Here is a 22,167-nt window from a genome sequence, read left to right as displayed (position 1 = left end):
GCCCCCTAGGCGAACTGGCCCAGGAAGCGGAGGTCGTTTTCGAAGTACATGCGGATGTCGCCGATGCCGTACTTGAGCATGGCCACCCGCTCGATGCCCAGGCCGAAGGCCCAGCCGGTGTACCGCTCGGGGTCGTAGCCCACGTGGCGGAACACCTCGGGGTCCACCATGCCCGCGCCCAGAATCTCGATCCAGCCCGACTCCTTGCAGGTGCGGCAGGGGTCCTGCCCCACGCCGCCGTGCCCGCCGCAGATGGAGCAGGAGATGTCCACCTCCACGCTGGGCTCGGTGAAGGGGAAGAAGGAGGGACGGAAGCGGAGCTTGGTGTCCGGGCCGAATAACTGGCGGCAGAGCGAGGAGAGGACGCCGCGCAGGTCGGCCAGGGAGGACGCGGTGTCCACCAAAAGCCCCTCGATCTGGTGGAACATGGGGGTGTGGGTCAGGTCCGAGTCGCGCCGGAAAACGCGGCCCGGGGCGATGACCGCCACCGGCGGCTCCGTGGCCAGCATGGAGCGGATCTGCAGGGGCGAGGTGTGGGTGCGCAGCACCACCGAGTCGGTCACGTAGAGGGTGTCCTGCATGTCGCGCGCCGGGTGGTCGGGCGGCATGTTCAGGGCCTCGAAGTTGTGCCAGTCGGTCTCGATCTCCGGGCCGGAGACCACGTCGAAACCCAGCCGCTGGAGCACGGAGCACAGCTCCTCCATGACAAGGGTGACCGGATGGAGGGAGCCGGGGGCCGGGGCGCGGCCGGGCATGGTGGGGTCGAACCCGGCGGAGGCGGCCTTGGCCTTTTCCCGGGCGAGGCGCTGCTTGGCCTCGTCCAGCAGGGTGTTCAGCTCGGCCTTGGCCTGGTTGGCGGCCTGCCCCACGGCCGGACGCTCGGAGGCGTCCAGCCCCGGCATGGCGGCCATGCACTGCGCCAAGCGGCCCTTGCGCCCCAGATAGCGGACGCGGGCCTCTTCCACCTCGTCTTCGGAGGTCGCCTTGGACAGGGCGTCCCTCGCCTCGATGGCCAGGGACGCCAGTTCGTCGCGGATCGCCTGGGCGTCGGCCATGGACGCCCCGCTAGGTCAGGGAGGACTTGGCCACTTCAGCCAGTTTGGCGAAGCTTTCCTTTTCCCGCACGGCCATGTCGGCCAGCATCTTGCGGTCGATGCCCACGCCGGCGTTCTTCAGTCCGGCCATCAGGCGGGAATAGCTCAGGCCGTGCTCGCGGGCGGCGGCGTTGATGCGCACGATCCACAGCTTGCGGAACTCGCGCTTCTTGTTCTTGCGGTCGCGGTAGGCATAGGCCATGGACCGTTCAACGGTCTCGCGGGCGGTGCGGTACAGCTTGGAGCGGGCGCCGTAGTAGCCCTTGGCCTGCTTGAGATACTTCTTGTGCTTCTTGTGGGCTGTTACGCCCCTTTTGACACGCATCGTTCACTCCTTGTTGTTTGGGGTCCGCCGGGGGCCATGCGTCCGCCGCCCGTACGCAACCCGTCCGCCCGGAAACGGGCGGGGGAAAACCTCTCCCCTACAGGTAGGGGCACATGCGCTTGACGCGCTTCACGTCGTCGCCGTCCAGGACCACTTCGCCGTTCAGGCGGCGCTGCCGCTTGGAGCTCATCTTGGTCAGGATGTGGCGCATGTTGCGCTGCCGGCGCATGAACTTGCCGGAACCGGTCTTCTTGAACCGCTTGGCCGCGGCCCGGTTGGTCTTGATCTTGGGCATATCCTCGACTCCTTGATCTCAATCCCCGCCCGGATGGCGGGGTAAACGCCTATTCGTTGGCACCCTGCTGCTTTTTTTCCGGCTGCTTCTTGTCCGGAGCCAGCAGGATGAACATGGTGCGGCCCTCGCTGCGGGCCGACTGTTCCACCTTGGCCTCGTCGGCCAGGTCCTCGGCCACGCGTTCCAGGATCATGTTGCCGCGATCCTTGTGCACGATCTCGCGTCCGCGGAAGAAGATTGTGACCTTGACGCGGTCTCCGCCGTCGAGAAAGCGGCGGATATGCTTCATCTTGGTCTGGTAGTCGTGCTCGTCCGTCTTCGGCCGGAACTTGATCTCTTTGATCTGGACCTGGGACTGCTTCTTGCGGGCCGACTGCTGCTTCTTCTGCTGCTCGTACTTGTACTTGCCGTAATCCATGATCCGGCAGACCGGCGGGTCGGCGTTGGGCGCCACCTCCACCAGGTCCAGGCCCTTTTCCTGGGCCATGGCCATCGCCTGGTCGGTGGGAATCACCCCGACCTGCTCGCCGTCCTCGGCGATGACTCTGACCTGCGGAACCCTAATCTGCCGGTTCGTTCGGGCATGCTTCGAAGCTATAGCTCATTCCTCCGCGTTTGAACGGTTCGGCCGCGTCGTCGCGGATGAGGCCGACTGCCTCCTCCACGCTCTTGAGCCCAAGGTTTTCGCCGCCGCGCAACCGCACGTTGACGCCGCCCTCCTCCATCTCCTTGTCTCCGATGACAAGCATGAAGGGGACCTTTTCCAACTGGGCCTCGCGCACCTTGTAGCCCAGCTTTTCGTTGCGCAGGTCCGCTTCAACGCGAACACCGGCGGCACCGAGCCGCCGTTCGACCTGCGCCGCGTATTCCGCCTGGTCGTCGGTCACGGTCAGGATCTTGGCCTGGACCGGAGCCAGCCAGGTGGGGAACTTCCCGGAGCAATGCTCGATGAGCACCCCCAGGAACCGTTCCAGCGATCCCAGGATGACCCGGTGCAGCATGACCGGGCGGTGCCGTTCCCCGTCCTCCCCCACATACGTGAGATCGAACCGTTCGGGCAACGTGAAATCGCATTGGCAGGTGGCGCACTGCCACCGGCGATCTAAGGCATCCTTGATAAGTATGTCAATCTTGGGGCCGTAGAAAGCGCCGTCGCCCTCGTTGACCCCGTAGTCGTAGCCCCCGGCCTCCAGGGCGCTCTTCAGCGCGTCGGTGGCCCGGTCCCAGTCCTCCTGGGAGCCGATGGACTTCTCCGGGCGGGTGGACAGCTCCGCCTCGAACTCGAAGCCGAAGAGGCGCATGACGTCGGTGACGAAGGTGATGACGCCGAGAATCTCGTCCTGCAGCTGGTCCGGGCGGCAGAGGATGTGGGCGTCGTCCTGGGTGAACTGGCGCACCCGGGTCAGCCCGTGCAGCACGCCGGACTTCTCGTGGCGGTGCACCTGGCCCAGCTCGAAGAGGCGCACGGGCAGGTCGCGGTAGGAGCGGATCCTGGAGCGGTACACGAGCATGTGCGAGAGGCAGTTCATGGGCTTGATGCCGTATTCCTGCTCCTCGATCTCGGTGAAGTACATGTTCTCGCGGTAGTTGTCGTAGTGCCCGCTCTTCTCCCACAGGTCGCGCTTGAGGATGAGGGGGCCCTGCACGATCTTGTAGCCGCGCTTGAGGTGCTCCTTGCGCTCGAAGTCCTCCAGGATGGTGCGCACCAGCGCGCCCTTGGGATGCCACAGGACCATGCCCGCCCCGATCTCGTCGTGGAAGGAGAACAGGTCCAGCTGGCGGCCCAGCTTGCGGTGGTCGCGCTTGGCGGCCTCTTCAAGGCGCTGCAGGTGCTTCTTGAGATCCTTGGGGTTGGCGTAGGCCGTGCCGTAGATGCGCGAGAGCATGCGGTTGTTCTCGTCCCCGCGCCAGTAGGCCCCGCCGGTGGAAAGCAGCTTGAAGGCCTTGATGCGGCCGGAGGAGGGAACGTGGGGACCCCGGCAGAGGTCGGTGAAGCCGCCCTGGGAGTAGACGGAGAAGCTCTCCTCCCCCAGGTCGCGCATGATCTCCAGCTTGTAGTCCTCGCCCTGCTCGCGGAAGAGGCGCTCGGCCTCCTCGCGGGGCATCACCCTGCACTCGAAGGGCTCGTCGCGGCCCGCCAGGCGGACCATCTCGGCCTCGATGGCTTCCAGGTCCTCGGGGGTGAAGGGGCGGTGGTAGTCGAAATCGTAGTAAAAGCCGGACTCGATGGCCGGGCCGATGGTCACCTTGGCCTCGGGGAAGAGGTTCTTGACCGCCTCGGCCATGAGGTGGGCGGCGGAGTGGCGGATGACCTCGAGCCCGTCCGGCTCGCTCTCCAGCACGGGGGCCACGCCGCCGTCGGAAAGGGCGCACTCCGGCACGGAAGCGGTCAGGTCGTGCACCCGCCCGCAGGCCCGGGCGGCCACCACCTGCTTCATCCGCTTCTTGGAAAGAGCCTGGCCCAGGACCTCGGCGAAGGTCGCCCCGGACTCGGCTTCCACTTCGACGCCGTCGACATCCAAACGCATGCTGTACCTTCCGGTGCCCCAAACAGGAAAGGGAGGCGAGGAGCCTCCCTTTCACGAAAATGTGGTAGGCGCGAGGAGATTTGAACTCCTGACCCCTTGCGCGTCAAGCAAGTGCTCTCCCCCTGAGCTACGCGCCTCCAGTGCTCGCAAAGGACGAACTATGTATCGGCGCGGCGGGGACTTGTCAACCCTCGATTCGCACTTTTTCCAGCAGCCCCGTCCGGCTCAGAAGGAGAAGGACTCGTCCGCCCTGAACCGCCCTCCCCGGCCGCCGTCCTGGATGTACTCCAGAAAGGCCCTGGCCTCGCGCAGGTCCGGGTTCAGCTTCAGCGCCCTGCGCAAACACTCCAGGCTCTTTTCCACGTCGCCCTGGAGGTGGTGGCAGCGGGCCATGTTGAAGTAGGCGTGGTCGTCGTGGGGGTTGAGCTTGAGCACCCGCTCGTACTGGCGCAGCGCCTCGGCCGGGTCGGCGTTGCGGCGGGCCTCTATGCCCGCCCTGCCCAGCCGGGCGGCCTGCTCCGCGATCCAGGCCGAGCCGCCGGGGCGGGCCGTGCGCAACAGCTCCAGCACCGTGCGCGGGGAGCTTTTGGCCGCCCCCTTGATGTTCACCCGCAGGGACTTGAAGAGGGACAGCTCCTTGCGGGTCAGCCCGGCGGGCAGCACCTCGCCGCCGGTCTCCTCCAGCTTGGCGCGGAGGCTGTTGGCCACAGGAGCCACGTTTTCCATGTAGGCGTCCGGCTCCGGGGTGAACTGTTCGTCGAAGTCCTCCTCGTCGCGAAACTCGCGCATGCCCGTGGGCAGTCCGTCCCCGCCCAGCGGCATGACCTGATAGGAGCTGCCGAGCCGCATCACGAACCACGACAGCCTTTCCTTGCGCCTGGTGGACGTGGTGCCCGCCCCCAGCCTGCGGGTTGATTCGGAGGAATAGATTCCCAGGATTTCCGCGTCCATCCGCTCGCCGTCCTCGTTGCCTGAATATGGCCGACCCCGCATTCCCTCTACCCCCGGGGGGCGGGCGATGGAAATGGGGAAAAACCCTACTTGCTGCGAAAAGCGCGGGTCAGTCCTGTCCCACGGCCTCCAGGAAGGCGAGAAACTCCCTGGAATGGCGCAACTCCGGATTGAGGCTGAGGGAGCGGCGCAAAGCCTGGCGGCAGGTGTCCATCTCGCCCATGTCGTACAGGGCGCGGGCCATGTTGAAATAGAGATGGTCGTCGTGCGGGTTGAGGCGCAGGGCCTCGCGGTAGTTCTTCACCGCGGCCACGGGGTCCGAGGACTTGCGGGCGGCCACGGCCATGCCGCTGAGCCGCATGGCCTGCTCGCTGCTCCAGGCGTGCCTCTCGCGCTCCGCCCGGCGCAGCAGCTCCCGGGCCACGGACATGCGCGAGGAGGAGCCGCCCTTGATGGATATCTGCAGCGCCTTGAACAGGCTGCGCTCCTCGCGGGTCATGCCCGGGAGGTCGGACTCCTCGTCCGTCTCGCCCAGCTTGTCCAGCACGCCGGGAAAATGGGGCCGGATGGACTCCAGGTAGACGTCTGGCTCGGGCCGGTAGGCCTCGAAGTCCTTCCCCGGCACCATCTTGCGGATGCCCGAGGGCATGCGGTTGTCCGCCAGGGCGCTGGTCTGGAAGGACTCGCCCACCCGGACCACGAACCACAGCAGACGCTCGTCCATGACCCTGGACGTGGTGCCGTCCCCCTGACGGCGCTCGCGCGACGTGGAGAATACTCCCTTGATTTCAGCGTCCATGCCTCACCCCCCTTGCTGCATCGGACGTTGCGGTGAAAAACGTTAGTTGACGTCGAGGAATCCGGCAAGCCTGTCGAGAAACTCGTTCAGAGCCTCGGTCTCCATCTCGTCCAGATCCTCGAACTCCAGTCCCAGTTTGACCTTCTCGCTGCCCACGTTCTCCATGCGGCGGACCTTGACCCCGGCCATGACCTCCCCGTGCTCGCCCAGGGAGAAGTTCAGAACCGCCGGGTCGCCGGACTGGAACTTGCGCAGGCTGGCGTCGTTTTCCAGGCGGCAGACCACGGAGGCCCCGTGCAGGCTGAGGTCGGTGAGCAGCCCGTCGTGCTCGCCGAAGCGGCCCTGCAGCAGGCAGGGCAGGCTGCACCGCACCCGCGTGGAGCGGCGGAACCCCTGGCAGGCGATGGTCTCCGGGTAGGAGATGAAAAAGAGCGGGCAGGGGGAGTGGACGTACTTGATGACGTGCGAATTGAAAAGGCAGACGTCGCCCTTCTGCTGGTAGCGGACGACCACCCCGTTGTCCCGCAGCAGCTTCTCCCGCACGCTCTGGATGTGCGGGATGCGGAGCAGGATGTACTGGTTGTCGATCTGCCCCACGTACTCCGCGCGGAAGTCCTGGTTCAGGGCAAGCAACCGCAGGCTGACCACGGCGTTGCTTTCTATGCCGAAATTGATTCCGGGTATGCGCCGGACGGATTTTTCCTCTGCTGCCATGGTGCCCCTTTCACCGCCGCTCCCCCCGGCGGGAGGACGAAGCTAGACCAGCTGGAATTCGCTGTGAATGGGGTGAAACCCTACCCCGTTCACGTAACATCTCGCAATGGTGAGCTATTTTCGTTTTGCGGGCTCGACCGGCCCCGGTCATGTCAGACAACGTCGGCGAAATCCAGCAGCTCGTCCAGAAAGCCCCCCACCGCCTCGGACTCCACCTCGCCCAGCTCCTCGAACTCCACGCCCAGGCGGATCTTGTCCGTGCCCAGATCGTCCTTCCGCCGGATGCGCACCCCGGCGGAAACGCTGCCGCGCCCGCCCAGGTCCAGCAGCAGGGTGGCGGCGTCGCCCGGCGCGGCGCGGCGCAGTTTGGCGTCGGTCTCCAGGCGGCAGACCACGGCCGCCCCGCTGCGGCTGAGGTCGGTGAGCAGCCCCCGGTACTCGCCGAACTCCCCGCGCAGCTTGCAGGGCAGGTTGCTGGCCACGCGCGTCTCCCCGCGCAGCCCCTGACAGGCGATGTTCACCGGAAACTCCGCCAGCAGAAGCGGCACCGGGCTGGGGAAATACTTCACCGCCTGGGAGGAGAAAACGCAGACCTCGCCCTGCTGGTGGTAGCGCAGCTCCAGGCCGTTGTCCCGCAGCAGCTTTTCCCGCATGCCCTGCAGCCTGGGGATGCGCAGCAGAATGTACTGGTTGTCCGCCTGGCCCACGTACTCGGCGTGCAGGTCCTCGCCCGTGGCCAAAAGCCGAAGCCAGACCGCGCTGCGGCCGTCCATGTCGAACAAGAACCCCGGGACCCTGCGCGCCTTTCCTCTGGTTCCCTTCTCCTGCATGGCTCCCCCTCTCACGTCGCCATATGCGGACGCGGAATGTTTCATTCCATGTTCGCATAGTGTTCCTTCGCCGCCGAGCTGTAAAGCAGAAATGGCGGCGAAAGGGACGCGGGAGGATCAGACGTAGAGGAAGTACCAGGTGAGCAGGCCAAGGAAGGCGGCCCAGCCTAGCAGGGCGAAGAGTTTCAGGGCGCAGGAGGCCCCCGGCTGCGGCGGCGGCCCGGCCAGAAAGACGGTGTTCACCGCGGGCGGGCCCTCGATGTCGTCGCGGTCCATGTCCAGGGAGAGGCGCACCTCCCCCTCCTTGTCCGCGATGGAGGCCAGGGTCTCGTACTCCAGCTCGATGGACAGGCCGCCCCCCCGCCCCAGAAGCCGCCGCACCACGCCCTGCTCCACGGTGATGGACAGGTCGCGCACGTGCCTGGGCACCTCGGCCACGGGCGCGGCATCCCCGGATTCCCCATGGGAATTCGCCTTGGCGCGCGCCTGCTTGCCGCTCTTCTTGCGCTTCTTGGCGCTCATCGCTCGCTCCTTGCGGCCAGGCCGCGCAGCTCCACGGCCAGCCATTCCAGTACCAGGGCGGGCCGGGCCATGGCGTCCAGGGCCTGCTTGGCCTGGTCCAGGGTCAGGTCCAGGGAGCGCAGGGCCGCCGGGTCCATCCCGGCCAGCAGCCGCGCCCCATCGCCCTCCGCCCGGCCGGACAGGGCCTGCGCCAGGTCGCGGGAAAGGACAACGGTGACCCGCTCCACCAGCCCCCGCTCCATCTTGCCCTTGCCGGTCAGGGGGAACAGCCCCCTGCCGCTGGAGGCGAAGCCGTAGACCGCCCGCGCCCAGCCCTCTGGGTCCTCGCCCTCCTCCCCTTCGGGGGTGGACAGCGCCTCCCCTCCCGGCTCGGGCCAGGGCAGGGTCAGGACCATGGAGCGGGAGACCAGGGTGGGCAGCACGCGCTCGCGCTGGGGGCTGGTGAGGACGAAATGGTTGCCCGCGCGGGGCTCCTCGATGGACTTGAGCAGGGTGTTGGCCTGCTCGGCGCGCATGCCGTGCGCCTCGAACAGGATGATGACCCGGGCCCGGCCGTCGCGCGGCGGCTCGCCCATTATCCGGCGGGCCTCGCGCAGCTCCTCCACAGAGCCCTTCCAGGGGCCGCCGCGCCAGTCGAAGCGCAGCACGTCCCGGCTGGCCCCCTCCTCGATGCGGCGGCAGGCGGCGCAGACCCCGCAGGGCCGCTCCTCCGGCGCGCCTTCGCAGTTCAGCAGCATGGCCCAGCGGGTGGCCATGCCCTCGCGGTCCGCCTCGCTCCCCCCTTCCAGCAGCAGGGAGCCGGGCGGGGCTTCGGCCAGGCGGCGCAGACGGGTCAGGACGGGATCGAAACGGCCGGACATGGGGCGGGTGTAGCGCATCCTTCAAACGCGCGCCACCCCCGGCGGGCAGTCCCGATCGGCCGCGTCAGGCGGAGCGTTTCACCCGGCGGCCGGACTCGCGGAAGCGGCCGTCCGCCCGCACGCTGTCCGCGTTGCCGCTCTTGCCGGCGAACCAGCCGATGCGGTCCGCGGGCCAGACGTCGAAATCCGGCACGTAGGGCTTGATGTCCAGCACCGGGGTGCGGTCCAGCATGTCCACCCGGCCCAGCCGCACCGTGTTGCCGCGCACCTGAAGCACCTCCAGCACGCTCAGGCCGATGGGCGCGGGGCGGCTGGGGGAGCGGGTGGCGAAGATGCCGTGCTCCGCGTCGTCCAGAAAGGGCTTCACCGTCAACTCGTACCCCTCGACCTTGTGCAGCAGGTAGATGAGGTGGACGTGGGAGAAGCCGTCCAGGTCGCGCAGCCCCTCGGCCAACTCGGGCCGCAGGTGCAGAGTGCCCTCGAACTCACCGGCTCCTGGCGGCTGGATGGGCATGCCCTCGATGTCCCGGTGCGGGGTGCGCATGATTCCGATGGGATTGAGCGACAGGCTCACGAGAAGCTCCCGTGGCTGATCTCCGGCCCGCGCAGAATGCGGCCCAAAAGCAACAGCGAGGCGGCCAGGAAGAGGCAGGCCGCGCCCTGGGCCGGATGGGCGGGGGCCAGGGGCAGCCCGGCCCCGGCCAGGGCCAGCGGAGCCAGCCGGAAGGCGAACTCCCTCGGCGGCAGGCGGCGGGAGGCCCGGCGGCCGGGCAACAGCCCCAGCAGGCATTCCAGCAGAAAATGCAGGGCCAGGGCGGCGATGAGCAGAATGGCGATGTGCATGGCGTGTCCTCCGTGCCTCTTCTTGAGCAAGGCGAGTGCCAAACACCATCCAATTGAAATCGCTGCGTTTCAACGCATTTCGGCCCTTTCGTTTTTGTAACTCCCCGCCCGATTGTCTACAAAAACGAAGACCCGGTGGATTTCCCCTCCCGGCCAGCCCGCGCCACGGATTGCGCCGCGCCCGCGCCTGTCGTATACCCCCGGCTCATGAACGAGGCCGATTCCCCGGCGCGACTCACTCCACGCGACTGCATCCTGCTGGAGGCGGAGATCGCCGAACAGCTTTCCCGCTTCCTCCGCTTCGGCGGACACTCCCTGTATTTCCCGGACACGCGCCAGCCCGGCGGGTTCGATCCCGAGTCCGGCGAGCCGCTGCACCTGCCCGACGAAAAGCGGCTGCTGCTGCCGCTCATCCACCACGGCCGCTGCCTGGCGGTCTTCGTGGCCAAGGACGTGCGCCTGCAGGCGCCCCGCACCCAGACGGAGGCGCTGCCCCAGGCCGCCTCCCTCATCCTGGACAACCTGGCCCTGGCCAAGGCCGCCCGGCGCGACCCGGCCACCGGCCTGCTGGCCGGGCACACCCTGGAGGCGGACCTCACCCGCGAGATCGAACAGGCCCAGTCCTGCCTGCTGCCCTCCTCCCAGGCCTGCCTGGACCCTGGACTGTCCAGCGTCTCCGGGCGGCTGGCCGTGCTCTCCTTCCGCCTGGAGGGGCTGGATGCCGCCGAGGAGCGGCACGGCGCGGACGCGGCCGAGGCCCTGTTGCGCGAGGCCGCCGACACCCTGCGCCGGGCCTGCCCAGAGCAGGTGGCCTGCGCCCAGGTGGGGGACAACCGGCTGGCAGCCCTGTGGCCCGGCGGATCGCGCAAGGAGGGGCTGAAGCTGGCCCGCTACTGCCGCCGCGCCCTGGTCAAGGCCCAGGTGCAGCCCAAGGGCGCCGCGCCCACCGACCCGCCCCTGACCCTGACCGCATCCGGCGGAGTGGCCGTCTTTCCCGCGGACCTCTCCGGACCGCAGATCACCCTCTCCCCGCGCGACATGGCCCGCACCCTGCTTTCCAAGGCCGCCCTGGCGGCGGACGCCGCGGCCGAGGACGCGGCCACGGCGGGCGAGGCCGACCCCGACGGCGTGACAGCCTTCGACGGCGTGCTTTCCGAAGGCGGACGGGTGCTGGAGTGCCTGCCCCTGTCCCGCTTCTCCTGCTCCCTGGGCAGGCGGGTGGACGCCCAGGAGGGCATGCGTTTCGCCGTCTCCCCGGCCAAGGCCCTGGCCGAGGCCGACTACAGGCCCGCCACGGGCCAGGGACGCTACCAGGGCCGCTACCCGGCCATGCCCAAGGGCGAGGCCGTGCTGGTGGAAGTGCAGGAGGAGATCGCCATCGCCGAGGTGCTGCACCTGGCCGACCCCGCCTGGACCATCGAGCCGGGCGACCGGCTGGTGCTGCTGGACGAGGCCGAGACCCCCATGGACCATGAGGAAAAAGCCGCCCCGCGCCGCGACATGGTCACCGGCCTCTACTCCTACCGCGACTTCCTCTCCCGCTTCGCCCGCGAGCGCGGCGGGCTGGACCGTTTCGGCCTGGTGCTGGCCCGGCTGCTCAACGGCTCCCGCCGGGCCGACGCCGGGGCGCGCAAGCTGGCCGAGCTGGCCCGCGAGACCCTGGGCCGCGACATCACCGGCGGCCGCTACTCCCTGGGCTCCCTCTGCCTGCTGGTGCCGGACGCCGATCCCGGCGACCTGCGCCAAGGCTGCCTGGAGCTGGCCGAGCGCGCCCGCGACGCCCTGGGGGCCTCCGTGGCCATCGGCGCGGCCGCCTATCCCTTTCTGGACGCCTCGCGGGCGGACCTGCTGGAGAACTGCCGCAAGGCCCTGGACCACGCCCAGCTCCTGGACGAGCCCAAGGTGGCCCTGTTCGACTCCGTCTCCCTGAACATCTCCGCCGACCGCCTCTTCACCCACGGCGACCACTACGGGGCCATGGAGGAGTACAAGCGCGCCCTGCTGGCGGACGAGAACAACAACCTGGCCCGCAACTCCCTGGCCGTGTGCCTGGCCCGCCTGGGACGCCTGGACCAGGCCCGCGCCCTCTTCCACCAGGTCTGCGAACTGGACCCGGACGACCTCTCCGCCCGCTACAACCTGGGCTGCGCCTGCCTGCGCCTGGGCGAACACCGCGAGGCGGCCGAGGCCTTCGCCGACTGCCTGCGCATCGACCCCGGCCACGTCTACTCCCTCATCCGGCTGGGCCAGCTGGCCGAACAGGCGGGCGAACCGGAACAGGCCGAGGACCTCTACCAGAAAGCCGCCGCCCGGCCCGGCGGGCTGCCCACGGCCCACCGCTTCCTGGCCCGGGCCGCCCTGGCCCGCGACGGCCGCGAGGAAGCCCGCCACCACCTGCACCAGGCCGTGACCCACAACCCCCACGACGCCGGAGCCATCGCCATGCTGGCCCGGCTCTACCTGGACGAGGGCGAGGACCCGGCCATCGCCACCACCCTGGCCCGGCAGGCGGCCGAGATAAAGCCCAAGGCCCGCTACCTCTCCCTGTGGGCCGAAGCCCTCGAACGCCAGGGCAAGTCCGCCGAGGCCCAGTCCGTCCGCGCCCGGGCCGAATCCGCCCGCGCTTGACATCCCCCACGCCAGGGGGCATCCCGACCCACCGGAGGTGCCGACAGTGAAAGACGACAAGGGACGCTTCTACTACCCCTTCCCGGAAAACAAGTCCGTGCGCATGTACGTCAAGAAAGACGAGGACACCATCTGGTTCCGCATGGACGACGCCAACGACCCCAGCCTCTGGGAACAACACGGCTGGGTGCCCTGGGGCGCGCTGCAAAAAGCCATTTCCATGCACAAGGAAGAAGGCAAAAACAAAGCCTTCGACCCCACCAAAGCCTACGACATCAACGTCGCCCGCAAGATTCTGGAAGAGAAATAGGCGGAACGGGTTTTTCTTTTTGAAGAGGCGGCCGCCTCTTCAAAAAGACCCTCTGCATGGGTTTGGGGGAATGAAAGGCGGTCGGTGGGGGTGATTGTTCAGGGCAGTGGGGAGGAAGGAGAAAACCCCTTTGTCGCCAGAAAAAAGGTTTTCTCCTTCCTCCCCACACCCCACCATCCTCTTTCCCCAAATTCGCTTACCGCTCGCTTCGCTCGGGGGCGTGGTACCGGCGCGTTGCAGCCGGGGGATTCCCGCTCAATTTCGCGTTCAATGCATGTGACCCCTTGCGGACGGTGCGGGATTATACCGAACGGCCCCCCAGAATTGAGGGTTCGCCGGGGTACTCCCTTCCCGCGATCCGCCGCGCGCTATCCCGCGAATACACATGCAAAGTTACTTTGCCGCAGGGTCCAGGGGGCGCGCAGCCCCCTGGTCGCCCGCCAGGGCGAAATCTTTCTCCCACGCAAAAAGGGGCGGCCTTAGCCGCCCCTTTTTGCGTGGTCGGTTGTTCTTCGCTCATCCGCGATTGCGGTTGCGGTAGCGGTTGAGACCGAGGAGTCCCAGGCCGCCGATCAGCAGGGCGAGGGTGCCGGGTTCGGGGATGGCGTTCTGGCCGTTGCTGGGATCCTGGCCGGAGAAGGAGCCGCCGGCGATGAACACGGCGGAGTCGAGGGTCGTGTCGCCGGCGTCGGCGATTTGCAGGGAGAGGGTGTGCGTTCCGGCGGAGAGGCCGAGTTGCTGGGCGGTGAGGACGGTGGTGAAGCCGTCGTACTCGATGGCGAAGGGAGTCGAGCCGCCGAAGTCGCCGAAGTCATTGTCATTGTAATAGGCCGAGTTGGCGCCGTTGTTGACGTTGTTGATGGACACGGGGTTGGACGTGCCGGGGATGAGGGCGATGTTGGTGCCGTCGAGGAAGAAGGCGAATACGTCGTTGAAGGAGGAGTTGACGTACTCGTTGTATTCTTCCGAGGCGAAGACGTACTGGAAGAAAATGTCGCCTGTGGTGGTGGTGAAGTCTATGTTGAGGATGTTGGCGTCGTTGGTGGACTGCGGAATGAGGGCGTCCAGGGCAGCCGACCCGGCGCTGCCGATGTTGGTGGCCGTGCCGTCGGAGTCGTTGGGCGTGGCCGCTCCGGCGGCGGAGCCGGAGGTGAGGATGATGCCGGTGTCGATGCCGATGCCCGCGCCCAGGCCGCCCGAGAAGAAGCCCTGCTGGGTGGACGTGCCGACGAGGCTGACGCTGTTGACGGTGATGCCGCTGCCCACCAGCGCTCCTGCCAGGGCGTTGGCGTCGGCGCTTGGTGTGACGGTGAAGCCGAAGGCTTGGGCCGGGAGCAAGGCGAGAACCAGAGCCAAAGCGAGAAAATGAGTCTTCATGGCTTTATCCCCTTCTAGATTGTCCTGCCCGCCTGGCTTGCCTCCAGATTCACGGCGGGCCCCATATCACCCCAATCCCGAAGCCCTTTCCACAAGCCATAGCAAAATCCATTCCCTATTTTTTACCTTTTTATGCCGAGCAATTATGAGCACCTCGTGAACACATGCCACGGAACATGTCAGGTCCGGCTACACACATGTGTAAAATTTGTTGACAGCGGCGCGTCACCCAGCAGGGCCACAGACAGACCAGGTAGCGCGACGCAGCCCACGCGCTCCGTCTCGCCCGCTGCGCCAATCAGCGGAGCGCGGCGTACCGGCCAAACGCACTCCCGATCGCAACAGCGCCGGGGCGCTCCCCGGCCGCGATTCCACCTCGCGCCTTCGCGCTAGTACACATGCAGATTATCTTGCCGCAGGGCCCAGGGGACGCGAGACGAAATCGGCCCGGAGGCCGATAACCAGAAAAACATGGCCGCCTAACCTACTTTTTCATTCGATTGAAAAATATTTGCTTCAGTCTCTCACTCAGGAATGAGGCACAAAGGATACGCAAGGGACGCGTTGGACGTTTGCAACATTCTACTATGAAAAAAGGAATAGACTAGCAGCAGTGCATCTTTCCGGCAAAAGGTTAAGTATGCCGGTGAACCGGGTGTGAACATTTTCCCATGGGAAGCATTTTTCCCTTTGGCAATAGCTAATTTGTTCATATTGTAGGTAATGGTGGTTCTGAATGTACTGCCCCCGGTTTAGCAAGCCTTTTTTAAGAGAGTCCGCGAGTTGATCAGTTCCTGCTCGGTTGTCACCGGGGTTTTATACCCCAGCGCCGAGTGCAGGTAGCCTTGGTTGTATTCTTCGATCCAGGAGCCCAAGGCTTGGCAAAAGGCCGTCGGGCTACGCCATTCATTAATCCAGACCAGCTCTTCCTTCATGGTGCGCATGAAGCGCTCGGTGTCGGCATTGCCTTTTGGGTTGTTGTAGCTGGTGAAGGCGAGTTTGATGTCCATGACGCGGCAAGCCTTCATGAAGCTCGCCGAGGTCGGCTGGCAGCCGTTGTCGGCCATGAGATGAAGACCGCCGTCGCGCACGCCTTCGGGGAACTGCCTGCCGACAGCCGCGTTGAGCGCCGAGAGCCAATGCCACGCCTTGGCCTGGTCGCCGGCGTAATGGCCGACGACCTTCTTGGTGCGCCAATCAAGCACAATGACCACGTACAGCCAGCCGTAGCCGTCAATCTTGATTTTGGTCATGTCGATACCCCACCACTCGTTGGGTCGCGTGGGCCGGGGCTTGACGCCGGTCGGCCTGCGTTTGGCCTTGAGTCGCAGGTTGGGCTTCACCGTGAGGTCATGCTCGCTCATGAGCCGGTAGACGCGATTTTTGCCGACGACTACGCCGTCCACGAAGCGCAGAAACGCCCAGACCCGACGGTATCCCCAGAACGGATGGTCGGCCTTGATGCCGCGAATGCGGGCCAGGAGGTCGGCGTTGCGCTCGGCGACCTTTGCATATGGTCCACGCTTCATCCGAACGGCCCGCTTTTTTTTAGCTCAATGGTCAACTCACCGATCAGGCTTTTGAGCTTCATGTTCTCGCGCTCAAGCTTGGCCGTACGCTGTGCGCCGTGCTCGGTCTCGAACGCTTTGTGCGCCTGGGCAAGGAATTGATCGCGCCACTTGTAGTACTGGTTCTGCGAGATGGCGTACTCGGCGCACACTTCGCCCACGGGTCGTCCTCGAAGGCCTTCGAGGACGACCCGAGTCTTCTGCTCCGGGGTCCACTTCCGTCGCTTCATGGCAAACCTCCTGCCTGTTGAGAAGCCACGGACTTCCACTTAAATCAAGGCTGTTTCAAACTGGGGGCAGGATATGAACATTTGAGCCTGTCCACCTTGCAAACGCCGCTCATTGGTCCGAAGAATCGAGGGCACCTCTGAGGGAGCTTTCCAAGTCGTCTATAGTCTAAGGAAGATCCGAGGAATGGACGGGGGATTACACCACTCGACAAAACACTACGCCGACGAATGGAAAAACACAGAGCCCTTGGCGACCAAAAACCAGCGAACGAAGTGAAAGCGGAAGGTCTCGCAGCTATGTGGGGGGCCCGCCTGGAACCTTCCACTTCGGTCGCCGTAACCGCGATAGTTTGAAAAAATGCGACAAGTCGTCTCCCTGTGATTCCATAGCAGTCTTCGATTTAACTTTTTGGCACGAAGCCGCACAGAGCGGCCGCCAAGACCGGGACGAGGCTCTCACCGCGGTTGTTGAACCGCAACTCCCACTCCTTGAGGTATAAGGGGAAGGTGGTCGGGTTAACCCCGCGCACAGAGCGCAGGCGCGCCTTGACGTCACGCCAAAAATCCGTTGCATCCACCGGGATGCGCGTGTCCCCGTGGCGTATGAAGTTCGTAGTCCATAGGTCCGGACCGCAGGCCGTCAGGGCGGTGTATTTCTGGTAGGGTGAGGTATATACCAGTTGCCCCAAATGCGATGTCTTCAAACAGAAATTGAGCTTGAAATGGAGTATGTTCTCCACGGTTAAGTCCGACATGAGGTCGCAGATGACGTACCCTCCCAGATCCAGCACGCCGAAGACTGGGGAGTTGCGCATGGTTGGCCGGCCCTTTCTCCGCCCCGAGCCTGGGCGAATGCCCAGGCGATAGTAACTATTTGCATCCAGAGCCTGCGCCAAGATGGCCCTGCGTGTGATGTCCCTTGCCTTGAGCACGGTGACGTAGGACACTTTGAGTTGCCTGGCCATCTCCTTGCTGGGCACGTTCAGCTCATACAGTTTCAGAAACCAAAGCCACTGCCGAAAGGTGAAGTTGCATCCTTTGATGAAACGTCTGCTAAAGTCGTGGAAAGTATACATGCAGCGAGAGCACCGCCTGCGGTCACCCACGCGGTAAAGCTTGCGCTCACGGCATCGCGGACAAAACCGTTGATGGTTTTTCCAGCAAAATCCCAAAAAGAATCTGCGCGCGCGATTCTCGCTGGATATCAATTGGTTGAAGCTGCTTACGTCCATACGCCTTTGTTTAGTTATGTCAAAACAGACATAAGAACAAAATAGAAAATTTTCCCTTTCCGCTTGGTCTCGCGGTCAACGGCTGCCGGACCTCCCAGGCCTCCGGGAGCTTGGGAGTGCGGCCGGAAAACTATTTGGAATCGAAAATGGTTACGAAGCGAGGGCGTAACGATTCATTCGACGCACAGAAATCTCGTGGGCCGCTGTTCCTGCTCAGCCTTAAGGGACGCGGAAGGAACCTGATCGCAATAGCTCCGCACACGCCATGGGAAAATCCGCGCGGCGTGGTCCAAAGCATCCCGCTCCACCGCGTCGAACCACTCCCTAAACATGTCGCGCAGCCTGCGTCCTTCCTCGGTCAGCCTACACCCCTTCCGCTTGCAGCTGCGCGTCTCCACCAACTGCGTGCCAAGAACCTTTTCCGTGGCCTTCAGTTTGCCCCAGGCTGCGCGGTAGGACATGCCCAGGTCGCTCGCGGCTTTCTTGAGGGAACCATGCCGTTCGATTCGGTCCAACAGAAGTACACGCCCGGTACCAAATACGACCTCCTGACCGTCCTGCAGCCAAAGTTTCAGCCGCACGGTGGGATAATGAGACTTCATGGCCTCCTCCAGGTCATTTAGCGAAGCCGCACTTGGGATAAGTGCAGTTCTTGCAGTTGTGGCAGAGGCCGCCGTGGCCCAGAGCGGCCAGATCGCTGCGGGTTATCTCCAGATCGGCCAGGACGCGCGGCAGCAGAACGTCGAAGCCCGTGGTGCGGAAATACAGAGCGCAGGCGGGTACGCCAATGATGCGGCTCTCCTCCACCTTGGCCACCAGGCTCATTGCGCCCGGCAACACCGGCAGTCCGTAGAGCATGTCCCTTGCACCGGCATCCTCCAGCCCCTTTCGTGTCACGTCTTCGGGATCCACAGACAGCCCCGCGGTGGTCACGATCAACTCCGCTCCCCGTTCCAGCATTGAGCGCACCGCGCCCGCGATGCAATTCCTGTCATCCGGGGCAATCTCGGTTGCCACCACCCTGCAGCCCATGGCTTCAACCTTGGCTCGCACGATGGGCGCGAACCTGTCGTTGACCAGCCCCTGAAAGACCTCGGTTCCCGTGACCAGCACTCCCACGCCGCGTGGTCGCAACGCGGCCACCCGCACAGCCGGACCGTCCAGACTCTCCACGGCTCGCTCCAACTGCTCGCGCTCCAGGTAGAGGGGAATGGCCCGGGCGGCCGCAACCTCCTGCCCGGCGTTCACCAAAGAGCCGGTCTGCCTGCTGGCGCATATGACCCCTGGGGTTCGGTTGAACCGTTCCAGTCCGACGACATCCACCAGCAACAGTCCATCCATCCCGGCTCGGAGCACAGCCTTGCCCTCGCGGACTTCTGGGGCTATGTCCACACCGTCTCCCGCCAACGTTCCGGCCATGGCACGGGCGGCCTCGTCCTCGTGAATCCAGTCCGGGTCCAGTCTCTGCCCTTCCTCCACATACACGCTGTATCGACCTAGCCGCTGCAGTTGGCAGACGTCCTCCACCTCCACTCGCTGCTTGCGCTTGAAAACAGCCCCTTTACTCCGCCCCGGCTCGATGCCGGTCATATCGTGGAGCAGGGTCTTGCCGATGGCTTCGCCGGCTTCCATGACGCGAAGCTTGGGGCCTTCGGGAAAACGCTCCTCCCGCGCGGCCAAAAAATCGTCGTATGGCGACTCCCCTTGGCAGGCGCGGCAGACCGCTCCGTCGCGACAGGGATAGGGCTGGCCGCAGTTGCGGCAGGTGCCTATGTGCCCCTTCCCCCGGGGCCGCATGACATCCGGCTTGACCGTGATGCGACGGAAGTCGCAGATGGTGTGCCCGGCCAAGCGCATCTCTTCGCGCAGCCTGGCGCTGTCCTGCTCCTTTTTGGGCTTGAGTTTGTATAACCACTCACCGATGGCCGGGTACGGACCAATTCTGGATGGGTCCACCGCGGCCCGCACGCCCTCTCCCGTGGCCTTGTCGTACAAGCAGAGAGCGTACAGGCCGAGGTTGAATACTTTCAGCCAGCCGTTGCCGATGGTGCAGGGGGTGAGCATCTGGATGGCGTCCGGCATGCACCAGGCGGTCTCTGAGATCGCGTCGTAGAGAATGCTCTCCGGCAGCCTACGCCGCACCTCGGCAACCATGAAGCCGCCCAGGATGAGTCCCGGGGCGGCGTAGCCGTGGAACTGTTCTGCCATGTGGATGTATTCCTCGAAGGCATGGGGACCGATGCGGGGTAGCGACGCGTGGTCATTTGTGATGGAATCCATGGGCGCTCCGTTTGATTCGTTCACGCCCGGGCCTTCCGTGATGGCGGCACCCCGGGCATTTCAGTCGTGTTGCCTGAACTTACCCAAAGGCGAATTCCGTGGACAATCACACTGCGGAGAACTGTTAAACGCTTTGGCAAAAAAATGCCGCCCCGGGCTACTGCCCGAGGCGGGGTAAGGGAGTGGAGGTGCCGGAAATGCAGGTCAGGAGGCGGAGTCGCAGAGTCGACCGCCGGGTTCGGCGTGCTGTTGCGGCCAAAGAACCCGTTCTCTGTGGGAGTAGACGTTCATGCGGCCGTCCCGAACCCTGCCAGCCAGGGTGATGCCCTTCTCCGCGGCAAGGTCCACGGCCAACCCTGTGGCCACGGAAAGGCCGCACAGGAAGGTCAGCCCAGCGGCCGCGGCCTTGCAAACAAGCTCGCAGCTTAGGCGGGAACTCATGGTGGCCACCAGCGCCCGGTCCAGTAGACCGTCGCGCAGCGCCGAGCCAATGACTTTGTCAAGGGCGTTGTGTCGTCCGATATCCTCGGCCATGGACAGGATGCGACCGCCCTTGTCAAAGAGCGCAGCGCAATGGGTCGCCCCAGTGCGACGAAAGACGGCCTGCATTGATTCCATCTTCCGCATCAGCCGAAATATCTCCCCGGCATCAAGACAGGCGCCACTTGGTAGCGAAACCGGTCGACCGTCACCAGCTTCCGGGGCCAGTTCCACCTCGGCAACCGTTCTCCCTTTGCCAGGGTAGTGGAAGCGCATGGAGCGCACGTCCCTGGGACGACGTATGCGTCCCTCTGTGAACAGATGACCGAGCACCAACTCCTCGTCCTCGCCCGGCGTACTCATGGTGCGCACTGACTCGGCATCATCAACCACGACCGCCAGGCAGTGCTCCTCGGCCAGGGTGTCCTCCACCGGCTCAACGGCGTTGCGGTAATGGCGCAACACGGTCCGTATGCACGTGGTCATGCCCCTTCCGCCTCCCTGGCGGGGAAGGTGTTCCAAGGGGCCGGGGCCAGGGGCCTATACCCTTTGCCCGAGGCGATGATATCAAGATGCATAAGAGCCAGGGGGGCGACGGACAGGTCAGGGTCCTCGGCATACTCCCGCAGGTCGATACACAGGAAGTAGGCACCGCACTTGGTGCAGGCCTCGATTCGTTCCTGCCGCGCCTTGACCGCGTGGTGCATCTCTCTTGTTCCCGGGTCGGCGTTTTCGCAGGCCGGACACGCGTCGCGGCGGTATCGCCAGTCGTGGCCGCACAGCGAACAGTGCAGGTACTTTTGTCCACCGCCGCCAACCAGGGAGTCCAGCTCCACCGTTTCCGGCCTGCCCAGGCAAGCCACTGAGGGGAAGGAACCGCAGACCGGACAGACGCCTTGCCGCCAAGAGGCCTCATGCAATTTCTCCTGAAGCTGGTCCGTCAGCGACGCCAATGGGGCCGCCAGGATTTCGGCCAGCGTGAACTCCAACATGGCCGGGGATACACCGAAGACTTCCGCCTCGCGCTCCAGGGAGGCGCGGTCGCCGTCCAGAAGCATGCGGCCGCAGGCCTTCAGGTCCAGGCCTTTCCCGGATGCGGCCTCGGCGATGCGGTCAAGCTCCTGGCTGTCCGGCATGGCACGCTGCAACAGCGGCAGCAGGGCCGAGGCCGAACGCTCGATCCATCTGGCGAGGAAAGCCAGATCCACCCCGGCCAAAAGCGGTGCGCCCGTATCGCCCCCTACCAGCCGGGAACAGTCGATGCCGGAGAGATCCAGGGAATCCCGAGCAAACTCTTCCCGTAACTTGGCGCGTTCGCGCAGAGGGGACTCGAAGGCACGCAGGATGGGCTCCATTTGCGGGCGTTGTGAAGCGTATCGTTCGATGGTTTGGCTGACGGTCTCGGGGCCGGAAATGACGGGGGTCTCGGTCATGGGGCGGCTGCCTCCCGTGGCTGGTGCGTTCGCGGCCCTGGGGGGCGCCGGGCCTGTTGCCCGGCGCTCCCTGGGCCAAGTGCGGACTTTTCCTTTCCTCAAGAACCTAGCCGCGCGAGGGGATCACCCTGCGTAGCGGTTCGGTCAGTCCGGCCAGGAATCGCTTGCGGTTCAAACCGCGCGGGGAGGCGCTGGCCACGCTGTTCTTCCAATAGTTCTCGGGCTTGTCCGTCAGCAGGAATATCACGTTCACATCCCTGGCGTCCGCCAGCATGGCTTCGGGATACTTCCTTCTGGCGATCTTCAGGCGTTCGTCCGCCAGGTCCAGCATCTTGTCGCGCTCACCGAAGTTCATGGCTCCGGTTGGACAAACCTTGACGCAAGCGGGCAGCATGCCGGCGCGTACCCGGTCGATGCACATGGTGCACTTGCTGAGCATGCCCGAGGCGATGTCGCGGCGGGGAATGTCGTAGGGGCAGGCGTCGCGCACCACCTCGTAAGCTTCGCGCGAGAGCATGGACGTTTTGCCGGTGAAGAGCACCGCGCCCGTCTTATCGTCCTTGATGATCGCCCCTTCCATGTACATGTCGGCCGCGTCCTTGCACGGGGGCATGACGCAATGGCGGCACTGGTCGGGGAAGAAATTCCACCGCACCACGCCGTCGCCGTCCATGTGCTCGATGAAGCGGACCAACTTGTAATTGTTGGGGTTGAGGTCCTTGGGATTCTGGTGGCTGCCCCAGCCGTACTGGTAGGTCGTATTCGGCTCGAGCTCGTGCCACTCCTTGCAGGCCAACTGGCACCCGCGGCAAGCGGTGCAGCGGGACGTGTCAATCAGGAACACCTTCGGCATGGGATCCTCCTTGCT

The 22,167-nt window shown here is 65.2% G+C and carries 24 protein-coding genes and 1 tRNA gene; 2 read left to right on the top strand and 23 right to left on the bottom strand.

The genetic code is table 11. The features are described from left to right. Positions 1-5: 5 nt before the first annotated feature. The 14 genes from pheS to N911_RS18885 form a co-directional block, all read right to left on the bottom strand. The gene (gene pheS, locus N911_RS0112310) at positions 6-1,055 is read right to left on the bottom strand and encodes a phenylalanine--tRNA ligase subunit alpha (RefSeq protein ID WP_029897548.1); all 1,050 of its coding nucleotides are present in this window, start codon (positions 1,053-1,055) and stop codon (positions 6-8) included. 10 nt (positions 1,056-1,065) lie between these two features. Continuing rightward, a complete protein-coding gene (gene rplT / locus N911_RS0112305; RefSeq protein WP_029897546.1) occupies positions 1,066-1,419 on the bottom strand; it encodes a 50S ribosomal protein L20 in 354 nt (117 codons plus the stop codon). 97 nt (positions 1,420-1,516) lie between these two features. Next, positions 1,517-1,714, bottom strand: a complete 198-nt coding sequence (gene rpmI / locus N911_RS0112300; protein WP_029897544.1) for a 50S ribosomal protein L35 — start codon at positions 1,712-1,714, stop codon at positions 1,517-1,519. 49 nt (positions 1,715-1,763) lie between these two features. After that, the gene (gene infC / locus N911_RS0112295) at positions 1,764-2,312 is read right to left on the bottom strand and encodes a translation initiation factor IF-3 (protein WP_029897542.1); all 549 of its coding nucleotides are present in this window, start codon (positions 2,310-2,312) and stop codon (positions 1,764-1,766) included. Continuing rightward, positions 2,275-4,242 (bottom strand): threonine--tRNA ligase, encoded by a 1,968-nt coding sequence (thrS, locus tag N911_RS0112290; RefSeq protein WP_029897540.1) that lies wholly within the window; start codon positions 4,240-4,242, stop codon positions 2,275-2,277. Before thrS ends, infC begins: the two co-directional genes overlap by 38 nt. A 62-nt stretch (positions 4,243-4,304) precedes the next feature. Further along, positions 4,305-4,379, bottom strand: a tRNA-Val gene (locus N911_RS0112285). A gap of 88 nt (positions 4,380-4,467) precedes the next feature. After that, positions 4,468-5,193 carry a tetratricopeptide repeat protein gene (locus N911_RS0112280; RefSeq protein WP_029897538.1) on the bottom strand — a complete coding sequence of 242 codons (726 nt, stop codon included), beginning with the start codon at positions 5,191-5,193 and terminating at the stop codon, positions 4,468-4,470. 109 nt (positions 5,194-5,302) lie between these two features. Beyond that, positions 5,303-5,992, bottom strand: a complete 690-nt coding sequence (locus N911_RS0112275; protein ID WP_029897536.1) for a tetratricopeptide repeat protein — start codon at positions 5,990-5,992, stop codon at positions 5,303-5,305. A gap of 42 nt (positions 5,993-6,034) precedes the next feature. Then, positions 6,035-6,706, bottom strand: coding sequence for a flagellar brake protein (locus tag N911_RS0112270; protein ID WP_029897534.1), 672 nt, complete (start codon positions 6,704-6,706; stop codon positions 6,035-6,037). A 152-nt stretch (positions 6,707-6,858) separates the two neighbouring features. Next, positions 6,859-7,536, bottom strand: a complete 678-nt coding sequence (locus tag N911_RS0112265; protein ID WP_029897532.1) for a PilZ domain-containing protein — start codon at positions 7,534-7,536, stop codon at positions 6,859-6,861. Positions 7,537-7,653: 117 nt separating this feature from the next. Further along, complete coding sequence (locus N911_RS0112260) at positions 7,654-8,058, bottom strand: hypothetical protein (RefSeq protein ID WP_029897531.1); 405 nt, start codon at positions 8,056-8,058, stop codon at positions 7,654-7,656. Then, a complete protein-coding gene (locus N911_RS0112255; protein WP_029897529.1) occupies positions 8,055-8,936 on the bottom strand; it encodes a hypothetical protein in 882 nt (293 codons plus the stop codon). Before N911_RS0112255 ends, N911_RS0112260 begins: the two co-directional genes overlap by 4 nt. Positions 8,937-8,982: 46 nt before the next feature. Further along, the gene (gene tsaA / locus N911_RS0112250; RefSeq protein WP_029897527.1) at positions 8,983-9,492 is read right to left on the bottom strand and encodes a tRNA (N6-threonylcarbamoyladenosine(37)-N6)-methyltransferase TrmO; all 510 of its coding nucleotides are present in this window, start codon (positions 9,490-9,492) and stop codon (positions 8,983-8,985) included. Continuing rightward, on the bottom strand, positions 9,489-9,761 hold the full coding sequence (locus N911_RS18885; protein ID WP_029897525.1) for a hypothetical protein: 273 nt from the start codon (positions 9,759-9,761) through the stop codon (positions 9,489-9,491). Before N911_RS18885 ends, tsaA begins: the two co-directional genes overlap by 4 nt. 207 nt (positions 9,762-9,968) lie before the next feature. Here N911_RS18885 and N911_RS0112240 point away from each other — a divergent pair, with 207 nt between their 5' ends. Further along, entirely contained in the window at positions 9,969-12,389 is a 2,421-nt protein-coding gene (locus tag N911_RS0112240; protein ID WP_029897523.1) for a tetratricopeptide repeat-containing diguanylate cyclase, read from the top strand. A 46-nt stretch (positions 12,390-12,435) separates the two neighbouring features. Continuing rightward, positions 12,436-12,699, top strand: coding sequence for a hypothetical protein (locus N911_RS0112235; protein WP_029897522.1), 264 nt, complete (start codon positions 12,436-12,438; stop codon positions 12,697-12,699). Positions 12,700-13,215: 516 nt separating this feature from the next. Here N911_RS0112235 and N911_RS0112230 read toward each other — a convergent pair. From N911_RS0112230 to N911_RS0112190, 9 genes are all read right to left on the bottom strand, one after another. Continuing rightward, the gene (locus tag N911_RS0112230) at positions 13,216-14,076 is read right to left on the bottom strand and encodes a choice-of-anchor L family PEP-CTERM protein (RefSeq protein ID WP_035104778.1); all 861 of its coding nucleotides are present in this window, start codon (positions 14,074-14,076) and stop codon (positions 13,216-13,218) included. 752 nt (positions 14,077-14,828) lie between these two features. Beyond that, entirely contained in the window at positions 14,829-15,605 is a 777-nt protein-coding gene (locus N911_RS0112225) for an IS3 family transposase (RefSeq protein WP_051693969.1), read from the bottom strand. After that, entirely contained in the window at positions 15,602-15,874 is a 273-nt protein-coding gene (locus tag N911_RS0112220; RefSeq protein WP_029895442.1) for a transposase, read from the bottom strand. Before N911_RS0112220 ends, N911_RS0112225 begins: the two co-directional genes overlap by 4 nt. A gap of 401 nt (positions 15,875-16,275) precedes the next feature. After that, a complete protein-coding gene (locus N911_RS0112215) occupies positions 16,276-17,106 on the bottom strand; it encodes a transposase (RefSeq protein ID WP_035104774.1) in 831 nt (276 codons plus the stop codon). 173 nt (positions 17,107-17,279) lie between these two features. Continuing rightward, positions 17,280-17,621 carry a winged helix-turn-helix domain-containing protein gene (locus tag N911_RS0112210; RefSeq protein ID WP_237559956.1) on the bottom strand — a complete coding sequence of 114 codons (342 nt, stop codon included), beginning with the start codon at positions 17,619-17,621 and terminating at the stop codon, positions 17,280-17,282. Between the two features lie 100 nt (positions 17,622-17,721). Further along, entirely contained in the window at positions 17,722-19,386 is a 1,665-nt protein-coding gene (locus tag N911_RS0112205) for an FmdE family protein (RefSeq protein ID WP_051694260.1), read from the bottom strand. Positions 19,387-19,590: 204 nt separating this feature from the next. After that, on the bottom strand, positions 19,591-20,352 hold the full coding sequence (locus tag N911_RS0112200) for a formate dehydrogenase accessory sulfurtransferase FdhD (RefSeq protein WP_035104771.1): 762 nt from the start codon (positions 20,350-20,352) through the stop codon (positions 19,591-19,593). Next, the gene (locus N911_RS0112195; RefSeq protein ID WP_051694259.1) at positions 20,349-21,299 is read right to left on the bottom strand and encodes a formate dehydrogenase accessory protein FdhE; all 951 of its coding nucleotides are present in this window, start codon (positions 21,297-21,299) and stop codon (positions 20,349-20,351) included. The genes N911_RS0112200 and N911_RS0112195 overlap by 4 nt, the downstream gene beginning before the upstream one ends. A gap of 106 nt (positions 21,300-21,405) precedes the next feature. Further along, positions 21,406-22,152: a 4Fe-4S dicluster domain-containing protein gene (locus N911_RS0112190; RefSeq protein ID WP_029897506.1), complete on the bottom strand. Its 747-nt coding sequence runs from the start codon at positions 22,150-22,152 to the stop codon at positions 21,406-21,408. Positions 22,153-22,167: the final 15 nt, after the last annotated feature.

The sequence above is a fragment of the Desulfohalovibrio reitneri genome (assembly GCF_000711295.1).
Taxonomy (GTDB): domain Bacteria; phylum Desulfobacterota; class Desulfovibrionia; order Desulfovibrionales; family Desulfovibrionaceae; genus Desulfohalovibrio; species Desulfohalovibrio reitneri.
The sequence above is the reverse complement of the archived record's forward strand: the minus strand, read 5'-3'. Positions and strand labels throughout refer to the sequence as shown.